This is a genomic window from Hydrogenophaga sp. Root209 (assembly GCF_001428625.1).
Lineage (GTDB): Bacteria > Pseudomonadota > Gammaproteobacteria > Burkholderiales > Burkholderiaceae_C > Hydrogenophaga.
The window spans coordinates 375,103-391,710 of record NZ_LMIE01000022.1; the positions used below are offsets into that span (position 1 = coordinate 375,103).

A 16,608-nucleotide genomic window follows, 5' to 3' on the forward strand; every position below is an offset into this window, starting at 1 on the left:
GCGACTTCAGTCCGCCAGAAACAGGGCCTGCAGGTCGCTGAGGAAATCGAAACCGCGCTCGGTGGGCCACACCCGCGCCGCATCGCGCGCAATCAAGCCTTTTTGTACCGCCTGTGCCAGGCCCGGCTCGATGCTGGAAAGCGGCAGGCCGGTGCGCTCCATGAACTGCTGCAGGGCAAAGCCTTCCTTGAGCCGCATGGCATTGAGCATGAATTCGAACGGCAGCTCGGCGCGCGAAACTTCGTCGGCGCTCACCACGGCGTTGCCCTCAAGCGCTCGCTCCATGTACAGCCGAGGCTCGCGCACGCGCACCGGGCGCGCCACGCGGTGGGCAAAGCTCAGCTTGCTGTGCGCGCCCGCGCCAATGCCCAGGTAGTCGCCGAACTGCCAGTAGTTGGTGTTGTGCCAGCAGCGGTGCCCCGCACGCGCATAGGCTGACACCTCGTAGCGTTGCAGGCCCGCCTCGCCGGTGAGTTCGGTGATGCGGTCGAGCATGTCCCACGCCTCGTCTTCGGGCGGCAGGGTCGGCGGGTACTTGGCGAAGTAGGTGTTGGGCTCCAGCGTGAGGTGGTAGATGGAAATGTGTGGCGGCGAGAAGGAGAGTGCCGTGCGCACGTCTGTCTCGCAGTCGGCCAGCGTCTGCCCGGGCAGCGCGTACATGAGGTCGAGGTTGAAGGTATCGAAGGCCTGCGCGGCCTCCTCCACCGCGGCCATGGCCTGGTCGCGATCGTGCACGCGCCCCAGCGCCTTGAGGTGCGCGTCGTTGAAGCTCTGCACGCCGACAGAAAGGCGCGTCACGCCCGCTTCGCGAAACGCGCGGAAACGGTCTTTCTCAAACGTGCCCGGATTGGCTTCGAGCGTGATCTCGGCGTCGGCGTCGAGTCGCAGCAAGGCACGCACGTCGCCCAGCAATCGGTCGATGGCCGCAGGAGAAAACAGGCTCGGTGTACCACCGCCAATGAACACGCTGTGTACTGTGCGCCCCCAGATCAGTGGTAGCGAGGCTTCAAGATCGGCGCGCAAGGCGTCCAGATAACGCGATTCGGGCAGCGGTTGGTCAGGCTCGGATGTGGCGCTCCATTCGTGCGAGTTGAAATCGCAGTACGGGCACTTCTTCAGGCACCACGGCAGGTGAATGTAGAGCGAGAGCGGGGGCAGGCTTTGCAGTTGCAGCGTGCCCGGGCGCATCCAGTGGCGCACATCGTTCCAGGGCACCTCGGGCTTGGCTCCCCGCTGACTGGGCAGACCACCCGGCCAGGACACAGGCTTGTCGGTGCTCATGGCACAGAGCCCGGCGCAGGCGCGAACCAGCGTTCGCGCATCAACTCCAGCATGTGGCGGGCGGCACGCCCACGGTGACTGTTGGCGTTCTTCACTTCGGTGGGCAGTTCAGCAAAGGTCTTGCCGAAGGCCGGCAGATACATCACCGGGTCGAAGCCGAAGCCGTTCTCGCCGATGGGCTGCCGCGTGATGAGGCCGGGAGCGCGGCCCGTGGCCACCAATGGCTCAGGGTCATCAGCGCTGCGCAAAGCCACCAGCGTGCTGACCAGTGCGGCGCGGCGGTCGTTCACACCCTGCATCTGTTCGAGCAACGCTCGCACGTTGTTGTCGTCGCTCTTTGCGTAACCAAACTGCGTGGCGTAGTAAGCCGTGTCGACGCCGGGCAGGCCGTTGAAAGCCTCCACACACAGGCCGGCATCGTCGGCCAGCGCCGGCAGGCCGCTGACCTGCGCGGCGTGGCGCGCCTTGGCCAGGGCGTTCTCCACAAAGGTGCGGTGCGGCTCGGGTGCTTCGGGAATGTTCAGGTCGGCCTGGCGCACCAGCTCGATGCCCAGCGGCGCAAAGAGCGCCTGCAATTCTACAAGCTTGCCCTTGTTGTTCGACGCCAGGACCAGCTTCATGCCGTCAAGATGCCCAGAGCTTGCTTCTGCAGGCTCACGAGTTCGCCGATGCCCTTTTCGGCCAGGGCCAGCAGCGCATCCATCTCGCGGCGCGTGAAGGCCACGCCCTCGGCCGTGCCTTGCACTTCCACGAAATGCCCGGCACCGGTCATCACCACGTTCATGTCGGTATCGCTAGCGGCATCTTCCACGTACTCCAGATCCAGCAATGGCACGCCATCCAGGATGCCCACAGAGATCGCAGCCACGTGGTCCTTGATCGGCGACTGTGCAATCTTGCCGTCGGCAATCAACTTCGACACCGCATCGTGCGCGGCCACGAAAGCGCCGGTGATGCTCGCGGTGCGGGTCCCGCCGTCGGCCTGGATCACGTCGCAGTCAAGCGAGATGGTGCGCTCGCCCAGCGCCTTGAGATCGAACACAGCGCGCAGCGACCGGCCGATCAGGCGCTGGATTTCCTGCGTGCGACCGCTCTGCTTGCCCTTGGCGGCTTCCCGGTCGCTGCGGGTGTGCGTGGCGCGCGGCAACATGCCGTACTCGGCAGTCACCCAGCCTTCACCGCTGCCGCGTTTGTGCGGCGGCACCTTCTCTTCCACCGAGGCGGTGCACAGCACCTTGGTGTGGCCGAATTCGATCAGCACCGAGCCCTCGGCGTGCATGGTGTAGCTGCGGGTGATGCGCACAGGGCGCAGGGCATCGACGGCCCGTTGGCCGGGTCGGGAAATTTCACTCATGGGGAAAACCTCAGGTGTTGCGTTCGGCCGTGCGGCGAATCGCTTCGTTGATCTCGGCGATCGATTGTTCGATCGCCGCGTCGTCCAGATCTTCCATGGTCGAGTCGGGCGTGCCCGACTGAATCGTGGAGGCGAACACGCCGTCCTCGATGTCCTCGGTGGACACGCGGGTGCTCTGGAACTCGTCGGCCGTTTCCCATTCCATGGCGAGCACGGTCACGTTGTCACAGCGCGGGCCGCCCCGCTTGAGAGCGAGCTCGACCAGTTCGGGCACCGCCTGCTCCAGCGGGCGCTTGGACAACTCGGAGGTGATCTCCTCGTCGGTCACCGTGCCCCACAAGCCGTCGGAGCACAGCAGCACGCGGTCACCTTGGAGCAGCTGCACCGGCCCCGACAGATCGAACACCGGCTTGGCGGGTGAGCCCAGGCAGGTGAACAGGATGTTGCGGTTGATGTGCTCGGTGGCCCGACCCAGATGGGCCTGCTGCTCCATGTAAGAGTGGTCACGCGTGCGCGTGAGCATTTCGCCATTGCGCACAACATACAGCCGCGAATCGCCGCAGTGCACCCAGTACACGTGGCCCCGCTCCATGACCGAGGCCACCAGCGTCGTGCGGGGTGTGTCGAGCATGCCCTTTTCAGCGGCGTAGCGAATGATCTGATGGTGCGCGGCCATCAGCGCACTGGAGAGGAACTCGGGGACTTCCCTCACCGTGGGATTGGCCGCCTTCTGAAAGTAGGCCGAGAAGGTCTGCAGGGCCAACTGAGCGGCCATGGCGCCTTCTGGATGGCCGCCCATGCCGTCGGCCAGAACGAAGAGGCCTGATTCGCGGGTATAGGCATAGCCCATGCGGTCTTCATTGCGCTCCCGCCCACCTTGGCGGCTGATCTGATAGACCGAAAATTTCATCGAAACTTGGTGCCGGCGTTGGTGGATTTGCGCATGACTTTCTTGTTGTCCGACACGATGTTGTCAAACTGCAGGCGCATCTTTTCGGCCACCGTGAGCTTGGTGTAACTGCGTTCAGTTTCGCGGCTGAGTTCTTTCTGCAGCGCAAACACCGATTGCGGACGCGACAAGGGATCCAGCGACATGCACCATTCGACCACTTCAATCAAGTTGTCGGAGTAGACGCCGCGCAGGCGGGACAACGCCAACGACAGGCGGTCCTTTTCGAGCCGTTGCGGCGCATCGTTGGGTGGATAGCCTTGCATGCTGGCGTAGATGCAGGCGCCAATTGCGTAAATGTCGGTCCATGGGCCCATGCTGGAATCGCGCCGGTACATCTCAGGCGCGGCAAAGCCGGGCGTGTACATCGGGCGAATGAAGTTGCCCTCTTTGCTCAGCACCTCGCGCGCAGCGCCAAAATCGATAAGCACCGAGCGGTTGTCATCGGTCACGAAGATGTTGGCCGGCTTGATGTCCAGATGTAGCATCTTGTGCTGGTGCACGATGCGCAGACCACGCAAGACCTCGTCGTACAGTGAACGGATGGTCGATTCGCGAAAGACCTTCTGCTTTTTCTGTTCGCGCGCCGTGATGATGAATTCCTGTAGCGACGCGCCTTCCAGGAAGTTCATGACCATGTACACGGTCTCGTTCTCGCGGAAAAAATTGAGCACGCTGACGACCGAGGCGTGAGAAATCTGGGCCAGCGCACGGCCTTCTTCAAAGAAACTTTTGAGACCCAGGCGGTAGAGCGAGAGCTTCTCGGGCTGCACCTGTGGCAGCAGTTCGCCGGGGCCGCGCGAGGCCAGTGACGAAGGGAGGTATTCCTTGACCGCGACCTGTTGGCCTTCGGTGTCGACAGCGAGGTAAACGACGCCAAAGCCACCCGCTGCCAGTTTGCGAACAATGCGGTAACCACCAATCACGGTGTCCGGCGGGAGCGGTGCGGGTTTGACCTTTGACATAATTCGGATGGTTTCCGGAACGCCTCGTTTTGGACCACTCAACCTGACGGGCAAAGTGCAATGGCAGTTTACAGCATGACCGGCTATGCAACGGCCCACCTGGGCGGGCCCGCAACGGCCGCGAACGCGGAGCCAGCGCGCGATCCCAAACCGGGTCTGGGCTTGGAGATCCGCTCGGTCAACAGTCGCTTTCTCGACCTCACCTTCAAGCTCCCCGACGACCTTCGCGGATCGGAACCCGCACTGCGCGAGCTGCTGACCTCACGCCTGAAACGTGGCAAGGTCGAGGTTCGCGCCTGGATCGAAGGCCGCAGCGATGCCATGCCTCGCTCGCCCAGCGCCCTTGAACTCCAGAAGCTGGTTGGCCTGCAAGACAACGTGCGCGCCTGGCTGCCCACCGCCGGCCCCCTGTCGGTGGCCGAGGTGCTGCAGCTCACTTCTCGCCAGCAAGGCAACCCGGGCGAGCTCAACGAAGGCCTGCAGTCGTTGGCCGACACCGCCATCAACAACCTCATGGAAGCGCGCGAGCGCGAGGGCAAACGTCTGGCGGCCATGTTGCTGGACCGCCTGGGTCAATTGAGACAGTTGGCCAAGGATGCGCAACCCCTCATTCCCCAACTGGTGGCGCAGCAGCGCCAGCGCTTCATTGATCGCTGGAACGAGGCGCTGGCCGCCGGCGGACCATCGGCAACGGGCAATACGGTCACGTCCGACACGGCCAACGACCGCGCCCTGACCGAAGCCACTGCATTCGCCATCCGCATTGATGTGGCAGAAGAACTTACCCGGCTTGACTCGCACCTGACCGAGATTGAGCGGTTGATCAAAAAAGGTGCCGAGGTCGGCAAACGGCTGGATTTTCTGATTCAGGAGTTGCACCGCGAGGCCAACACCATGGGTTCGAAGTCGTCCAACCTCGAACTCACCCGGATTTCGGTGGACATGAAGGTGCTCATCGAACAGATGCGCGAGCAGGTCCAAAACATAGAGTGAGCATGGAATATCCTGGAAACCTGTTCGTCGTTGCAGCCCCCAGCGGGGCTGGAAAATCCAGCTTGGTGAAGGCCTTGATGGAACTCGACTCGCGCGTCGTGCCTTCCGTTTCGCACACCACCCGCGCACCACGCGGCCAGGAGCTGCACGGTCGCGAGTACTACTTTGTGAGCAAGGAAACCTTTGACCATATGGTCATCCAGGGTGCTTTCCTGGAATGGGCCATGGTCCACGGCAACCGCTACGGCACTTCCAAGACCGCCATCGAACAACGCATGGCGCAAGGCGCCGATGTGGTGCTGGAGATCGACTTTCAGGGCGCGATCCAGGTCAAGCGCATCTTCCCCAACGCGGTGTTGGTCTTCATCCTGCCGCCCAGTTGGGAGGAACTGCGCTCCCGCCTTGAGCGCCGGGCGGAAGACTCTGCCGAGGTGATCGAGTTGCGGTTGCAGAACGCTGCCACCGAAATGACCCATGCCCGAGAGTTCGACTTCGTTATAATTAATGAGTTGTTCGAGCGGGCCCTGTTTGATCTCAAGGCCATCGTCCATGCACAGCGGCTCAAGTTCGCCGCCCAGCGTATCGCCCGCGGCGATACCTTCAAAGCGCTCAACATCCTCTGACCCCAAGCCCGTTTACTGGAGCCCGCCCATGGCACGCATCACCGTCGAAGATTGTCTGGAAAAGATCCCCAACCGCTTTCAGCTCGTGCTGGCCGCAACCTACCGCGCCCGCATGTTGAGCCAGGGTCATGCTCCCAAGATCGAAAGCAAGAACAAGCCCGGCGTGACCGCGCTGCGCGAAATTGCCGAAGGCAAGATCGGTCTGGAAATGCTCAAGAAGGTGCCGCTCTGACCTGAGGCCCCGTCTCCTCAAAAAAACGCCGCATTGCGGTGTTTTTTTTCGCCTGAACACCGTTCCGTCATCACGCTATCACTGCCATTGGTGAGGCAGAGATCAGTCCCTCTGCAGTGGACGTCATCTCACGCTAAAGTACCGGGATGATCACCACGGCCGACAGCGGCTCATTCTTCTCTGCGGACGACCAGGCGCACCCAGCAGCAAGCGCGGCCGCAGCCAGCTTCGCCGGTTTGCTCGCGAAACTGGATTATCTGAGCCCTGGCGACATCGAGAGCATCCGGCAAGCCTACCGTTTTGCAGACGAGGCGCACCTTGGGCAGTTGCGCAAGAACGGCGATCCCTACATCACCCACCCGATTGCGGTGGCGGCCCAATGCGCCGAATGGAAGCTTGACGCACAGGCGCTCATGTCGGCCTTGATGCACGACGCCATCGAAGACTGCGGCGTGACCAAGGAAGAACTGGTAGAGCGCTTTGGAGCACCGGTAGCCGATCTGGTGGACGGGCTCACCAAGCTGGAGAAGCTGGAGTTCGACACCCGCGAACAAAATCAGGCCGAGTCGTTTCGCAAGATGCTTCTGGCCATGGCCAAGGACGTGCGTGTCATCCTGATCAAGTTGGCCGACCGCACACACAACATGCGCACCATGGGCGACATGCCCCGAAGCAAGTGGCAGCGCATCAGCAGCGAGACGTTGGAGATATACGCCCCGATCGCGCATCGGTTGGGCCTGAACTTCACCTACCGCGAACTGCAGGATCTGGCATTTCGCTTCCTGCACCCCTGGCGTTACGAGGTGCTGTCCAAGGCGCTCAACAAATCGCGCAACCGCCGCCGCGACCTGATCTCTCGCGTGCAGAAAGAGGTGGAAAACGTGTTTGCCCGACAGGGCATGAGCGTGCGCATCATGGGCCGTGAGAAAACACTCTACTCGGTCTATCGCAAGATGGACAACAAGCACCTGTCGTTCTCACAGGTGACCGACGTTTATGGTTTCCGCATCGTCGTACCGGAGTTGACCGACTGCTACACCGGGCTCGGTGTGCTGCATCAGCTCTACAAGCCGCTGCCGGGCAAGTTCCGCGACTATGTGGCGATTCCAAAGGTCAATGGTTATCAGTCTCTGCACACGACGCTGATCGGCCCTTTTGGCACCAACATCGAATTTCAGCTGCGCACGCACGCCATGGACGTGGTGGCCGAATCCGGCGTGGCCGCGCACTGGTTGTACAAGGCCAGTGAACCGGGCAGCGACATGTCGCAACGCCTGGGCACGCAGTGGCTGCAGTCGCTGCTGGACATCCAGCAGGAAACCCACGACGCGGGCGAGTTCTGGGACCACATCAAGATCGACCTGTTTCCGGACGCAGTCTATGTGTTCACGCCCAAGAGCAAGATCATGGCGTTGCCCCGTGGCGCCACGGTGATGGACTTTGCCTACGCGATCCACAGCGACGTGGGCAACCACACCGTGTCGGCGCGCATCAATGGCGAGCAGCGCCCGCTGCGTACCGAGCTGGCTAACGGTGATGTGGTCGAGGTCATCACCGCGGAGAGCGCCGAACCCAATCCGACTTGGCTGTCTTTCGTGAAAACCGGACGGGCGCGCTCCAAGATCCGCCACCACCTCAAGACCGTGGCCCAGGAGAAATCGCACGAACTGGGGGAGCGCATGCTGAGCCAGGCGTTGAGATCAGAGGGCATTGCGGCCCTGCCGGCTGAAGACGGCGAGTACCAAAGCACCTGGGAAAAACTGCTCCGGTTCACCGGCAACAAGACGCGCAACGAATTGCTCTCCGACATCGGCATGGGCAAACGCATCGCCAGCATGGTGGGCAAGAAGCTCGCGGTGCTGTTGTCCGAAATGGGGCTCAAGCCCGATGCATTGCTGATCAGCACCGAGCGCTACGCCAGTGGCCGCGACGAATCGGCTTCCCAGGGTGTTGTGACGCTCGACGGCAGCGAAGGCCTGTCGGTGCAATATGCCCCCTGTTGCAAACCCATCCCGGGCGATCGCATTGTGGGCTACCTGGGTCGCGGTGAGGGCTTGGTGGTGCATGCGGAGGAATGCCCAACCGGCAAGCGTCTTCTGTTGCGCGACAGCGAGCGTTTCCTGGAAGTGGAATGGGCCGATGAGCCCGTTCGCTCGTTCGAGACCACGGTGGTGGTGACCGTCATGAACGGCAAGGGCGTTCTGGCACGCGTGGCATCCAGCATCGCGGCGGCCGAAGCCGACATCACCCACGTGGACATGGGCGACGAACCCGCTCAGACCGCGACCGACATCCGCTTCTCGGTCTCGGTGCGTGACCGTCAACACCTGGCCGATGTGTTGCGCAGCCTCAAGCGCACGACGTCGGTGATCAAGGCGCAGCGCTTCAAGCCCGTCAAGGCTTGATCAGCCGCCGTTGGCGGGCGCTGGGTAACTCACGGCCAGGACTTCGAGTTCTTGAGTGCCACCGGGCACCACCAGGCGCACCACATCGCCAACTTTCGCCTTGAGCAGCGCGCGTGCCACTGGCGACACCCAGCTGATCTGTCCTTGTGCGCTGTCAGCCTCATCCACACCGAGTATGGTGACGGTGGTCTCTATACCCGTGTCGTCGGCGTAGGTCACTGTGACTCCAAAGAAGACCTGGTCGCCGCCGTGATGCAGCGATGCATCGACTACCTCGGCTATTTCGAGCCGGCGCGTTAAAAACCGGATGCGCCGATCGATCTCGCGCAGGCGCTTCTTGCCGTACAGGTAATCACCGTTTTCCGATCGGTCGCCGTTGCTGGCGGCCCAGTGAACAATCTCGACGATCTTGGGACGCTCGTCGTCGATCAGCGCAAACAACTCGCTGCGCAGGCGGTCGTAGCCCGCCCGGGTGATGTAGTTCTTGCCACCGGGCACCGGTGCCGCTGGCGGAAGATCGTCATCCTCGTCCTGGTCGGACTCCTTGGTAAAAGCCTTGCTCATGGTGACCCTTCGCCGCCGGCATGCGTTCTCAGCGGCAGAAATGAAAAAACCCGCAGCTTGTGGCTGCGGGTTTTTTGTTTGGTGCGGCTGGCAGGAATTGAACCCACGACCCCTTGGTTCGTAGCTACCAGTTCATCTGTAAGTTGTTGATCTATATAGGATATTTGATCACTCATTGTACCAAAACTACCCTGTTTAGACATGTATTTCACAGCCCAGTCCCGCAAAAGTCCCGCAGAGAAATTTCCCGCGAGATCACATTGATCAGTGTCTGCATCCGTGGCGCAAACGTTTTCTCGAGCGTGGGCACGCGCCCGGCGGGTGATGTGAAGCGACAAATATTCGCTCACTCCTTCGGACCTGTCAGGGAAATTGGTCACGATAACTATCTTCTTATCGGCACTAATTTATATCAGAGAGCAGGGCGATGCCAACGAAAAGTACGAGAGTCTCCCGGGGCGTCCAAGTCGATGACGTTTGGGCCGCGGCCGACGGCGTGCTTGCCCAACGCAAGCGGCCCACGATCGAGCGCGTGCGCACGCACCTCGGTCGCGGATCCGCGCCGGCGCCGCCACCTTGAAGACTTCACCATTCACGTGCCGCAAGGTCGGTCAGAGCCCCTTTCTGCGCGAGTTGATCATTCCCTTTGGACGATCTGGATACGTCGTGTTGAGTTCCACTGATCTCTGCCGCTCTACGGGGGTCAGTTTTCAACGGAAGCCAACAGGCGGGCTCTACAACTGCAGTGCAAACGTCCTTCGTGCCACTTCAAGTTCTGGCATCAACTTGTTCACGACATCGTCGCGTGACATGCGCGAAGTGGCCACGGAAAGACTCATAGCCCCCAGCAACTCACCCTTTCCATTGCGCACCGGCACGGCAATGGAACGCAAGCCAATTTCCAGCTCTTCGTCACTCATCGAATAACCGCACTCGCGCGCAGCCTGCACCTCCTTCATCAGTGCCGCCACGTCAGTCTTTGTTTTCGGCGTAATCGCCTGGCGACTCATTCGCTGAAGGCGGAATTCAACCTCCTCGTCTGACATACCCGCGAGAAGCACTCGCCCGGTTGCAGAACAATAGGCGGGCAATCGCGCGCCGATACCGAGTCCGAAAGACAAGCTGCGCCGCTGAGTTGAGCGTGCAACGAAAACGACAAACTGCGAGTCCAGCACCGCCAGCGACGCGGACTCGCGCGTGCGCTCACTAGTGATCTCCAGGATGGGCTGCGCCACCTTGGTCAGGGGCGTAGAGTTCACGTAGGCGTGCACCAGCCGCAAGGTGCGCGGCTCGAGAAAAAAATGCCGCCCCGATGCTCGCGCGTAGCCTAGCTTGACGAGGGTAAGCAGGGCGCGGCGAGTCGAGGCCTTGCTGTGGCCTGTGATATCGGCCGCTTCGGTCAGCGTCAGAGGCGAATTGCTGACGCCGAAGGCCTCGATCAGGAGTAGGCCCTTCTCCAGACCCATGACGTATTCCTTGTCAACTGCACGCGCTTCATCGTCCATTTGCGGCCCCACTCGAAGTTGAATAAGTTCGGTATTCGAACATTTTGCCGGATTTTGTTGACCTTCATCAACTCAAAAAATACAGTCGCGGTTCACCAAACGGTCAAAAGTTCGGTATCCGAATTCTTCCAAGGCAAGAACCCCACTGCATCATGAGCGTCACCGCCCCTGCGAATAGCGCACCCCTAACCTTCTGGCCACCTGGGAACCTCACCCGCGTGCCATACCACCTGTACCAGGAACCGGCCGTGCTCGACGCCGAGCAACAGCGCATCTTCGAAGGCGCGACCTGGAACTACCTGTGTCTCGAAGCCGAGTTGCCACAACCCGGCGGCTACCGCACGACGTTCCTCGGCCGCATGCCGGTGGTGGTGGCGCGCGACAGCGACGGCGAGGTGTACGCGTTCGAGAACCGCTGCTCGCACCGCGGCGCACTGATCGTCCTGGACGACGGCGGCACCGCGCGTGACTTCCAGTGCGTGTACCACGCATGGCGTTATGACCGCCAGGGCAACCTCAAGGGCATCGCGTTCCAGAACGGCGTAAACGGAGAAGGCGGCATGGACCCTGCTTTCTGCATGAAGAGTCATGGTCCGCGCAAATTGAGAACGAGTGTGTTTTGTGGCCTGGTATTTGGCAGCCTGAGCGACGACGTGCCCGACCTGGAGGACTACCTCGGCCCGGAAATCGCGCGCGGCATCTCGCGCGTGCTGCACAAGCCGGTGCAGATCCTCGGCCGCTTCAAGCAGACGCTGCCCAACAACTGGAAGCTCTACGTGGAGAACGTGCGCGACACGTACCACGCGAGCCTGCTGCACGTGTTCTTCACCACGTTCCGGCTCAACCGCCTTTCGCAGAAGGGCGGCGTGGTGGTGAGCGAATGTGGCGGCAACCACATCAGCTTCTCCGCCATCGACCCCATCGCCGAAAATAGCGAGGACTACAAGACCGAGGAACTGCGTTCGGAGAAGGACGACTTCAAGCTCGAGGACGCTACGCTGTTGAAAGGAATAGACGAGTTCGGCGATGGCGTGACGCTGCAGATCCTCTCGGTATTTCCGGGCTTCGTGCTGGCGCAGATACAGAACACCATCGCGGTACGCCAGGTGCTGCCCGAAGGCCTGGAGACCACCGCCCTGAATTGGGTGTACCTCGGCTTCCAGGACGACACACCCGAGCTGCGCACCATGCGTCACAAGCAGTCCAACCTGATCGGGCCGGCCGGCTTCGTATCGATGGAGGACGGCGCTGTGGGCGGCTTTGTGCAACGCGGCATTGCCTCCGCTGGCGCGCAGGAAGCCATCGTCGAGATGGGCGGCGACAGCGTGCGCTCGCAGAGCAGCCGCACCACGGAAGCGTCCGTGCGCGGCTTCTGGAAAGCCTACCGCCTGCACATGGGAGCGGATGCATGAACGCGGTGATCGACACCGCGAGCGCGTTGGCGCTCAACGCGCATTGCGCGCGCTGCATCGACAACGACGAGCTCGAAGCCTGGACGCAGTTCTTCACCGAACACTGCCTCTACCGCGTGACCACCGCCGACAACCATGCGCAAGGCATGGAAGCCAGCCTGATCTACGCCGACTCGCGCGCCATGCTCAACGACCGCGTGCTCTCACTGCGCACCGCCAACGTCTACGAGAAACAACGTTACCGCCACCTGGTGGGCCTGCCCTCCCTGCTGGAGGACACGCCGCGCGGGCGCCGCAGCGAAACCCCGTTTGTGGTGGTGCGCATCATGCGTGGCGGCGAGACCAGCCTCTTCGCCACCGGGCGCTACCTCGACGAGCTGGTGATCGATGGAGGCGATACCCTGCGCCTGGCCAGCCGTGTGGTGGTCTGCGACAGCCACAACATCGACACGCTGCTGGCCATTCCCCTGTGAGCAAGCCGTGAGCACCCCGCACCTCATACGCATCGCCGGGATGGCCACCGCCATCCCCTGCGCCGCTGGTCAGACAGTGCTCGACGCAGTGCGACAGGCCGGCTACGAGATGCCGTTCTCGTGCAACTCGGGCGTGTGCGCGAGCTGCAAGGGCCGCGTCGTCTCGGGCCGGGTGAACCCCGGCGCGGCGGGTGAGCATACGCTCACGGCGGACGAGATCGCGCACGGACAGGTGCTGTTCTGCCAGGCGCGCCCGCTCACCGACATCGAGATCGAACCGCGCCAGATCGAGAAAACCGATCCGAACGCGCGCCGCCAGCTCGCCGCCAGGGTCATGCGCATCGACTTTCTGGCCAGCGACGTGGCGCGCCTCAAGCTGCGTTTTCCGGCGGGCGAGAAGGTGAAGTTCAAGGCCGGCCAGTACCTGCAGGTGCTGCTGCCCGACGGCCAGCGCCGCAGCTTCTCCATGGCCAACCCGCCGCACCAGAACGATGGCGCCGAGCTGCATATCCGCATGCTGGAAGGCGGCGCGTTCTCGCATTGGCTCGCGCACGACCTCAAGGTGGGTGACCACCTCCGGGTCGAACTGCCGCATGGCGACTTTCACCTGCGCGAGGGCAGCACCGCGCCCATCGTGATGCTCGCCAGCGGCACCGGCTTCGCACCCATCAAGTCGATGGTCGAGGACGGCCTGCGCCGGGGCCAGGCACGCGAGATCGCACTCTACTGGGGCGCGCGCACCGAGAAGGACCTGTACCTGCTCGACCTGGCGCGCGGCTGGGGAGAGCAGGCCGGCCTGCGCTTCGTGCCCGTGCTCTCCGAACCCGAGGCCGGCTGGAGCGGTCGCACCGGCTTCGTGCACCAGGCCGTGCTGCAAGACCACGACAGTCTTGCCGGCCACCAGGTCTACGCCTGCGGCGCGCCTGCCATGGTGAGCGCGGCGCGCAGCGATTTCGTCGAAACCCGCGGCCTGCCGCGCGATGCGTTCTTCTGCGACGCGTTCGTGGTGGCCCAGCCCCGCACCTCCGCGCTGACCGACTGAAGCACACCCGAAGAAGAGCCATTCCATGACCCATCCCAACCCCTACGACAACGTTCCCACCAGCGACTTCGACCCGTACGCCACCGAGGTGCTGGCCAACCCCTATCCCCACTACGAGCAGCTGCGCGAACTCGGCCCCTGGGCCTGGCTGGAGCGCTACGGCGTGCTTGCGGTCGCACGCCACGACGAAGTGCAGCGCATCCTGTCTCAGCCCGACATCTTCTGTTCCAGCGCGGGCGTGGGCCTTGCCAACTTCCACACCGAGACGCCCTGGCGCAAGCCCAGCATCATTCTCGAAGCAGACCCGCCCCACCACAGCCGCACCCGCAAGGTGGTGGCGCGCGTGCTCTCGCCCGCATCGATCGGACGCCTGCGCGCCACTTTCGAGGACGTGGCCGCGCGCATGGTCGACGAGCTCGTGGAACGCGGCTCGTTCGACGCCGCCAAAGAACTGTGCGAGGCCTTTCCCATTAAGGCCTTCGGCGACGCGGTGGGCCTGCCCGCCGAGGGGCGCGAGCACCTGCTGCCCTACGGTGACATGGTGTTCAATGGCTTCGGCCCGATCAACGAGCGTTTCCAAGACCGAATGAACAGCTCGGGCGAAGCGGTGAACTGGATCGCCAAGGTCTGCCAGCGCGACGCGCTCACGCCCGACGGCCTGGGCGCCCAGCTGTTCGCCGCCGCCGACGCGGGCGAGATAGGCCACGACGAGGCCGGCATGCTGGTTCGCACCCTGCTCTCCGCCGGGCTGGACACCACCGTGTTCACCCTGTGCAACGCCTTCACCAGCTTCGCGCGCAACCCCGGTCAATGGGCCCTGCTGCGCGACGACCCCTCGCTGGCGCGCCAGGCACTCGAAGAGGTACTGCGCTACGACAGCACCTTCCACTCTTTCTACCGCACCAGCACCCAGGACGTGGAACTCGGCGGCATCACCGTGAAGCAGGGCCAGAAGATCGTGGTGTTCATCGCCTCGGCCAACCGCGACCCGCGCCGCTGGCCCGAAGCCGACCGCTTCGACATCACCCGCCGCGCCACCGGCCACATGGCCTTCGGCACGGGCATTCATGGCTGCGCCGGCCAGATGATGGCGCGCCTCGAAGGCGAGATCGTGCTCACCGCACTGGCCCGCCGCGTGGCCTCGATCCGCCTCGACGGCGAACCGGTCCAGCACTTCAACAACACGGTGCGCGGGCTCAAGAGCATGCCCGTGACGGTCGAGCCGCTGCTGGCCGCCGTGCACTGACATCCCGCCCCATTCGAACTAGAAGAGAGAAACCCACGATGCCCCAGATCGTCTACGTACAACCCGACGGCTCCCGAGAAGCCGTGCCCGCCAGTCCCGGCGCTACCGTCATGATGACCGCTGTCGGCCACGGCATTCCCGGCATCGTCGCCGAGTGCGGCGGCTCCGCCATGTGCGCCACCTGCCACGTGTACGTGGACCCGGCCTCGATCGGCTTCCTGCCGCCCATCAGCGACGTCGAGGACGAAATGCTGGCCAGCGCCGCGGGCGAGCGCCGCGAACACAGCCGGTTGGGCTGCCAGCTCGCGCTGGCGCCCGGCGTGGACCAGCTGATCGTGCACATCCCGGAGCGGCAGGTCTGATGGCCCACGGCACCGTCATCGTCGGCACCGGGCAGGGCGGCTTCCAGCTCGCGGCCTCGCTGCGCGATTCGGGTTATGCCGATCCCATCACCCTGGTCGGCGACGAGCCCGGCCTGCCTTACCAGCGCCCCCCGCTGTCCAAGGCCTTCCTTCAAGGCAAGGTGGACGACACCGGCCTGCTGCTGCGCCCGCCCCCGTTCTACCAGCGCATCGATGCCCGCGTGCTCGGCGGCACGCGCGTGGCGCGCATCGACCGCGCGGCGCGTGGCGTGCACCTCTCCAGCGGCCAGACCCTGCCCTACGACCACCTGGTGCTGGCCACCGGCGCGACCGCGCGCACCCTGTGCGTGCCCGGAGCGGGGTTGTCCGGCGTGCACGTGCTGCGCGGTCTGGAGGACGCGCGGCGCATCCGAGAGCAACTGGCCCGCGCGCGCTCGGTGGCCGTGGTCGGCGCCGGCTTCATTGGCTTGGAACTCGCGGCCGTGGCGCGCGGCCAGGGCCTGCCGATGCACGTGATCGAGGCCACGGCACGGCCCCTGCTGCGCGCCCTCTCCGAGCCCATGGCGCGACACCTGCAAGCCTTCCACGAAGCCCAGGGCACGCAATTCCACCTGAACACGCAGCTCGACGCCATCGAAGGCGAGGACGGCCGCGCCACCGGCCTGCGCCTGCACGGCGGTGGCCGCATCGTCGCCGACCTCATCGTGATCGCGGTAGGCGTCACGCCCAACGACCAGCTGGCGCGCGACGCCGGGCTGGCGGTGGGCAATGGCATCGAGGTCGACGAGCTGCTGCTCACCAGCGACGCCGCCATCTCCGCGCTCGGCGACTGCGCGAACTTTCCGTTCGCGGCCGATGGCGGCTCCCGCGTGCGCATCGAGTCGGTACAGAACGCCGTTGACCAGGCGCGCTGCATCGCCGCGCGCCTGTGCGGTCAACCCCTGCCGTACGCCAAGGTGCCCTGGTTCTGGAGCGAGCAAGGCCCTTGCCGGCTGCAGATGGCCGGCCTGGCCGCGCCGGGCGACCGCAGCGACATCGAGGGCGATCCGGCCAGCGGCCGCTTTTCGGTGCTGCGCTACCGCGGCGATCAACTCAGCGCCGTCGAATCCCTCAACGACCCTGCCGCCCACATGCGCGCGCGCACGGCCCTCGCGCCGGTGCTAGCACCGACCTGAGCTCCCTCAGTCCCATTCGACATCCAC

Annotated in this window: 19 protein-coding genes; 11 read left to right on the forward strand and 8 right to left on the reverse strand. The window is 63.7% G+C overall.

Annotation, left to right across the window (positions count from 1 at the left end; translation table 11 throughout):
• Nucleotides 1–6: 6 nt before the first annotated feature.
• From hemW to ASE11_RS13290, 5 genes are read right to left on the reverse strand one after another with little or no spacing between them, the layout of a single operon-like run.
• Nucleotides 7–1,281: a radical SAM family heme chaperone HemW gene (gene hemW, locus ASE11_RS13270; protein WP_082585722.1), complete on the reverse strand. Its 1,275-nt coding sequence runs from the start codon at nt 1,279–1,281 to the stop codon at nt 7–9.
• On the reverse strand, nt 1,278–1,901 hold the full coding sequence (gene rdgB, locus ASE11_RS13275) for an RdgB/HAM1 family non-canonical purine NTP pyrophosphatase (protein ID WP_056272032.1): 624 nt from the start codon (nt 1,899–1,901) through the stop codon (nt 1,278–1,280). Before rdgB ends, hemW begins: the two co-directional genes overlap by 4 nt.
• Nucleotides 1,898–2,635, reverse strand: a complete 738-nt coding sequence (gene rph / locus ASE11_RS13280) for a ribonuclease PH (protein ID WP_056272035.1) — start codon at nt 2,633–2,635, stop codon at nt 1,898–1,900. The genes rdgB and rph overlap by 4 nt, the downstream gene beginning before the upstream one ends.
• Nucleotides 2,636–2,645: 10 nt before the next feature.
• Nucleotides 2,646–3,545 carry a PP2C family protein-serine/threonine phosphatase gene (locus tag ASE11_RS13285; RefSeq protein WP_056272039.1) on the reverse strand — a complete coding sequence of 300 codons (900 nt, stop codon included), beginning with the start codon at nt 3,543–3,545 and terminating at the stop codon, nt 2,646–2,648.
• Nucleotides 3,542–4,549 carry a serine/threonine protein kinase gene (locus ASE11_RS13290; protein ID WP_056272041.1) on the reverse strand — a complete coding sequence of 336 codons (1,008 nt, stop codon included), beginning with the start codon at nt 4,547–4,549 and terminating at the stop codon, nt 3,542–3,544. The genes ASE11_RS13285 and ASE11_RS13290 overlap by 4 nt, the downstream gene beginning before the upstream one ends.
• Before the next feature lie 60 nt (nt 4,550–4,609).
• On the opposite strand from ASE11_RS13290, the gene ASE11_RS13295 reads away from it, so the two are divergent.
• From ASE11_RS13295 to ASE11_RS13310, 4 genes are all read left to right on the forward strand, one after another.
• Entirely contained in the window at nt 4,610–5,542 is a 933-nt protein-coding gene (locus tag ASE11_RS13295; protein ID WP_056272044.1) for a YicC/YloC family endoribonuclease, read from the forward strand.
• A 2-nt stretch (nt 5,543–5,544) separates the two neighbouring features.
• Nucleotides 5,545–6,165, forward strand: a complete 621-nt coding sequence (gene gmk, locus ASE11_RS13300; RefSeq protein ID WP_056272047.1) for a guanylate kinase — start codon at nt 5,545–5,547, stop codon at nt 6,163–6,165.
• A gap of 28 nt (nt 6,166–6,193) precedes the next feature.
• Entirely contained in the window at nt 6,194–6,397 is a 204-nt protein-coding gene (gene rpoZ, locus ASE11_RS13305; protein WP_056272051.1) for a DNA-directed RNA polymerase subunit omega, read from the forward strand.
• Between the two features lie 146 nt (nt 6,398–6,543).
• On the forward strand, nt 6,544–8,802 hold the full coding sequence (locus tag ASE11_RS13310) for a RelA/SpoT family protein (RefSeq protein ID WP_056272055.1): 2,259 nt from the start codon (nt 6,544–6,546) through the stop codon (nt 8,800–8,802).
• Here the strand turns inward: ASE11_RS13310 and greB are convergent, their stop codons facing one another.
• Entirely contained in the window at nt 8,803–9,366 is a 564-nt protein-coding gene (greB, locus tag ASE11_RS13315; RefSeq protein ID WP_056272058.1) for a transcription elongation factor GreB, read from the reverse strand. It abuts the gene before it with no gap.
• Complete coding sequence (locus tag ASE11_RS25890; protein ID WP_156406343.1) at nt 9,363–9,746, reverse strand: hypothetical protein; 384 nt, start codon at nt 9,744–9,746, stop codon at nt 9,363–9,365. The genes greB and ASE11_RS25890 overlap by 4 nt, the downstream gene beginning before the upstream one ends.
• Nucleotides 9,747–9,793: 47 nt before the next feature.
• On the opposite strand from ASE11_RS25890, the gene ASE11_RS25390 reads away from it, so the two are divergent.
• Nucleotides 9,794–9,946: a DNA-binding protein gene (locus ASE11_RS25390; protein WP_082585723.1), complete on the forward strand. Its 153-nt coding sequence runs from the start codon at nt 9,794–9,796 to the stop codon at nt 9,944–9,946.
• Nucleotides 9,947–10,100: 154 nt separating this feature from the next.
• Here ASE11_RS25390 and ASE11_RS13320 read toward each other — a convergent pair whose 3' ends face one another.
• Nucleotides 10,101–10,871: an IclR family transcriptional regulator domain-containing protein gene (locus tag ASE11_RS13320; RefSeq protein ID WP_056272060.1), complete on the reverse strand. Its 771-nt coding sequence runs from the start codon at nt 10,869–10,871 to the stop codon at nt 10,101–10,103.
• A 152-nt stretch (nt 10,872–11,023) separates the two neighbouring features.
• Here ASE11_RS13320 and ASE11_RS13325 point away from each other — a divergent pair, with 152 nt between their 5' ends.
• The 6 genes from ASE11_RS13325 to ASE11_RS13350 are packed head-to-tail and all read left to right on the forward strand — an operon-like array spanning nt 11,024 to nt 16,581.
• On the forward strand, nt 11,024–12,283 hold the full coding sequence (locus ASE11_RS13325) for an aromatic ring-hydroxylating oxygenase subunit alpha (RefSeq protein WP_056272063.1): 1,260 nt from the start codon (nt 11,024–11,026) through the stop codon (nt 12,281–12,283).
• A 5-nt stretch (nt 12,284–12,288) separates the two neighbouring features.
• The gene (locus ASE11_RS13330) at nt 12,289–12,756 is read left to right on the forward strand and encodes an aromatic-ring-hydroxylating dioxygenase subunit beta (RefSeq protein WP_373271092.1); all 468 of its coding nucleotides are present in this window, start codon (nt 12,289–12,291) and stop codon (nt 12,754–12,756) included.
• Nucleotides 12,757–12,763: 7 nt separating this feature from the next.
• Entirely contained in the window at nt 12,764–13,798 is a 1,035-nt protein-coding gene (locus ASE11_RS13335; RefSeq protein WP_235501284.1) for a 2Fe-2S iron-sulfur cluster-binding protein, read from the forward strand.
• 25 nt (nt 13,799–13,823) lie between these two features.
• The gene (locus ASE11_RS13340) at nt 13,824–15,044 is read left to right on the forward strand and encodes a cytochrome P450 (RefSeq protein ID WP_056272071.1); all 1,221 of its coding nucleotides are present in this window, start codon (nt 13,824–13,826) and stop codon (nt 15,042–15,044) included.
• A 38-nt stretch (nt 15,045–15,082) separates the two neighbouring features.
• The gene (locus tag ASE11_RS13345) at nt 15,083–15,406 is read left to right on the forward strand and encodes a 2Fe-2S iron-sulfur cluster-binding protein (RefSeq protein WP_056272074.1); all 324 of its coding nucleotides are present in this window, start codon (nt 15,083–15,085) and stop codon (nt 15,404–15,406) included.
• Nucleotides 15,406–16,581: an NAD(P)/FAD-dependent oxidoreductase gene (locus ASE11_RS13350; RefSeq protein ID WP_056272078.1), complete on the forward strand. Its 1,176-nt coding sequence runs from the start codon at nt 15,406–15,408 to the stop codon at nt 16,579–16,581. The genes ASE11_RS13345 and ASE11_RS13350 overlap by 1 nt, the downstream gene beginning before the upstream one ends.
• Nucleotides 16,582–16,608 lie beyond the last annotated feature (27 nt).

Excerpts from the sequence above, each read along its gene's own strand:
- hemW (WP_082585722.1), bottom strand. The coding sequence starts at position 1,281 with ATGAGCACCGACAAGCCTGTGTCCTGGCCGGGTGGTCTGCCCAGTCAG.
- rdgB (WP_056272032.1), bottom strand. The coding sequence starts at position 1,901 with ATGAAGCTGGTCCTGGCGTCGAACAACAAGGGCAAGCTTGTAGAATTG.
- rph (WP_056272035.1), bottom strand. The coding sequence starts at position 2,635 with ATGAGTGAAATTTCCCGACCCGGCCAACGGGCCGTCGATGCCCTGCGC.
- ASE11_RS13285 (WP_056272039.1), bottom strand. The coding sequence starts at position 3,545 with ATGAAATTTTCGGTCTATCAGATCAGCCGCCAAGGTGGGCGGGAGCGC.
- ASE11_RS13290 (WP_056272041.1), bottom strand. The coding sequence starts at position 4,549 with ATGTCAAAGGTCAAACCCGCACCGCTCCCGCCGGACACCGTGATTGGT.
- ASE11_RS13295 (WP_056272044.1), top strand. The coding sequence starts at position 4,610 with ATGGCAGTTTACAGCATGACCGGCTATGCAACGGCCCACCTGGGCGGG.
- gmk (WP_056272047.1), top strand. The coding sequence starts at position 5,545 with ATGGAATATCCTGGAAACCTGTTCGTCGTTGCAGCCCCCAGCGGGGCT.
- rpoZ (WP_056272051.1), top strand. The coding sequence starts at position 6,194 with ATGGCACGCATCACCGTCGAAGATTGTCTGGAAAAGATCCCCAACCGC.
- ASE11_RS13310 (WP_056272055.1), top strand. The coding sequence starts at position 6,544 with ATGATCACCACGGCCGACAGCGGCTCATTCTTCTCTGCGGACGACCAG.
- greB (WP_056272058.1), bottom strand. The coding sequence starts at position 9,366 with ATGAGCAAGGCTTTTACCAAGGAGTCCGACCAGGACGAGGATGACGAT.
- ASE11_RS25390 (WP_082585723.1), top strand. The coding sequence starts at position 9,794 with ATGCCAACGAAAAGTACGAGAGTCTCCCGGGGCGTCCAAGTCGATGAC.
- ASE11_RS13320 (WP_056272060.1), bottom strand. The coding sequence starts at position 10,871 with ATGGACGATGAAGCGCGTGCAGTTGACAAGGAATACGTCATGGGTCTG.
- ASE11_RS13325 (WP_056272063.1), top strand. The coding sequence starts at position 11,024 with ATGAGCGTCACCGCCCCTGCGAATAGCGCACCCCTAACCTTCTGGCCA.
- ASE11_RS13340 (WP_056272071.1), top strand. The coding sequence starts at position 13,824 with ATGACCCATCCCAACCCCTACGACAACGTTCCCACCAGCGACTTCGAC.
- ASE11_RS13345 (WP_056272074.1), top strand. The coding sequence starts at position 15,083 with ATGCCCCAGATCGTCTACGTACAACCCGACGGCTCCCGAGAAGCCGTG.
- ASE11_RS13350 (WP_056272078.1), top strand. The coding sequence starts at position 15,406 with ATGGCCCACGGCACCGTCATCGTCGGCACCGGGCAGGGCGGCTTCCAG.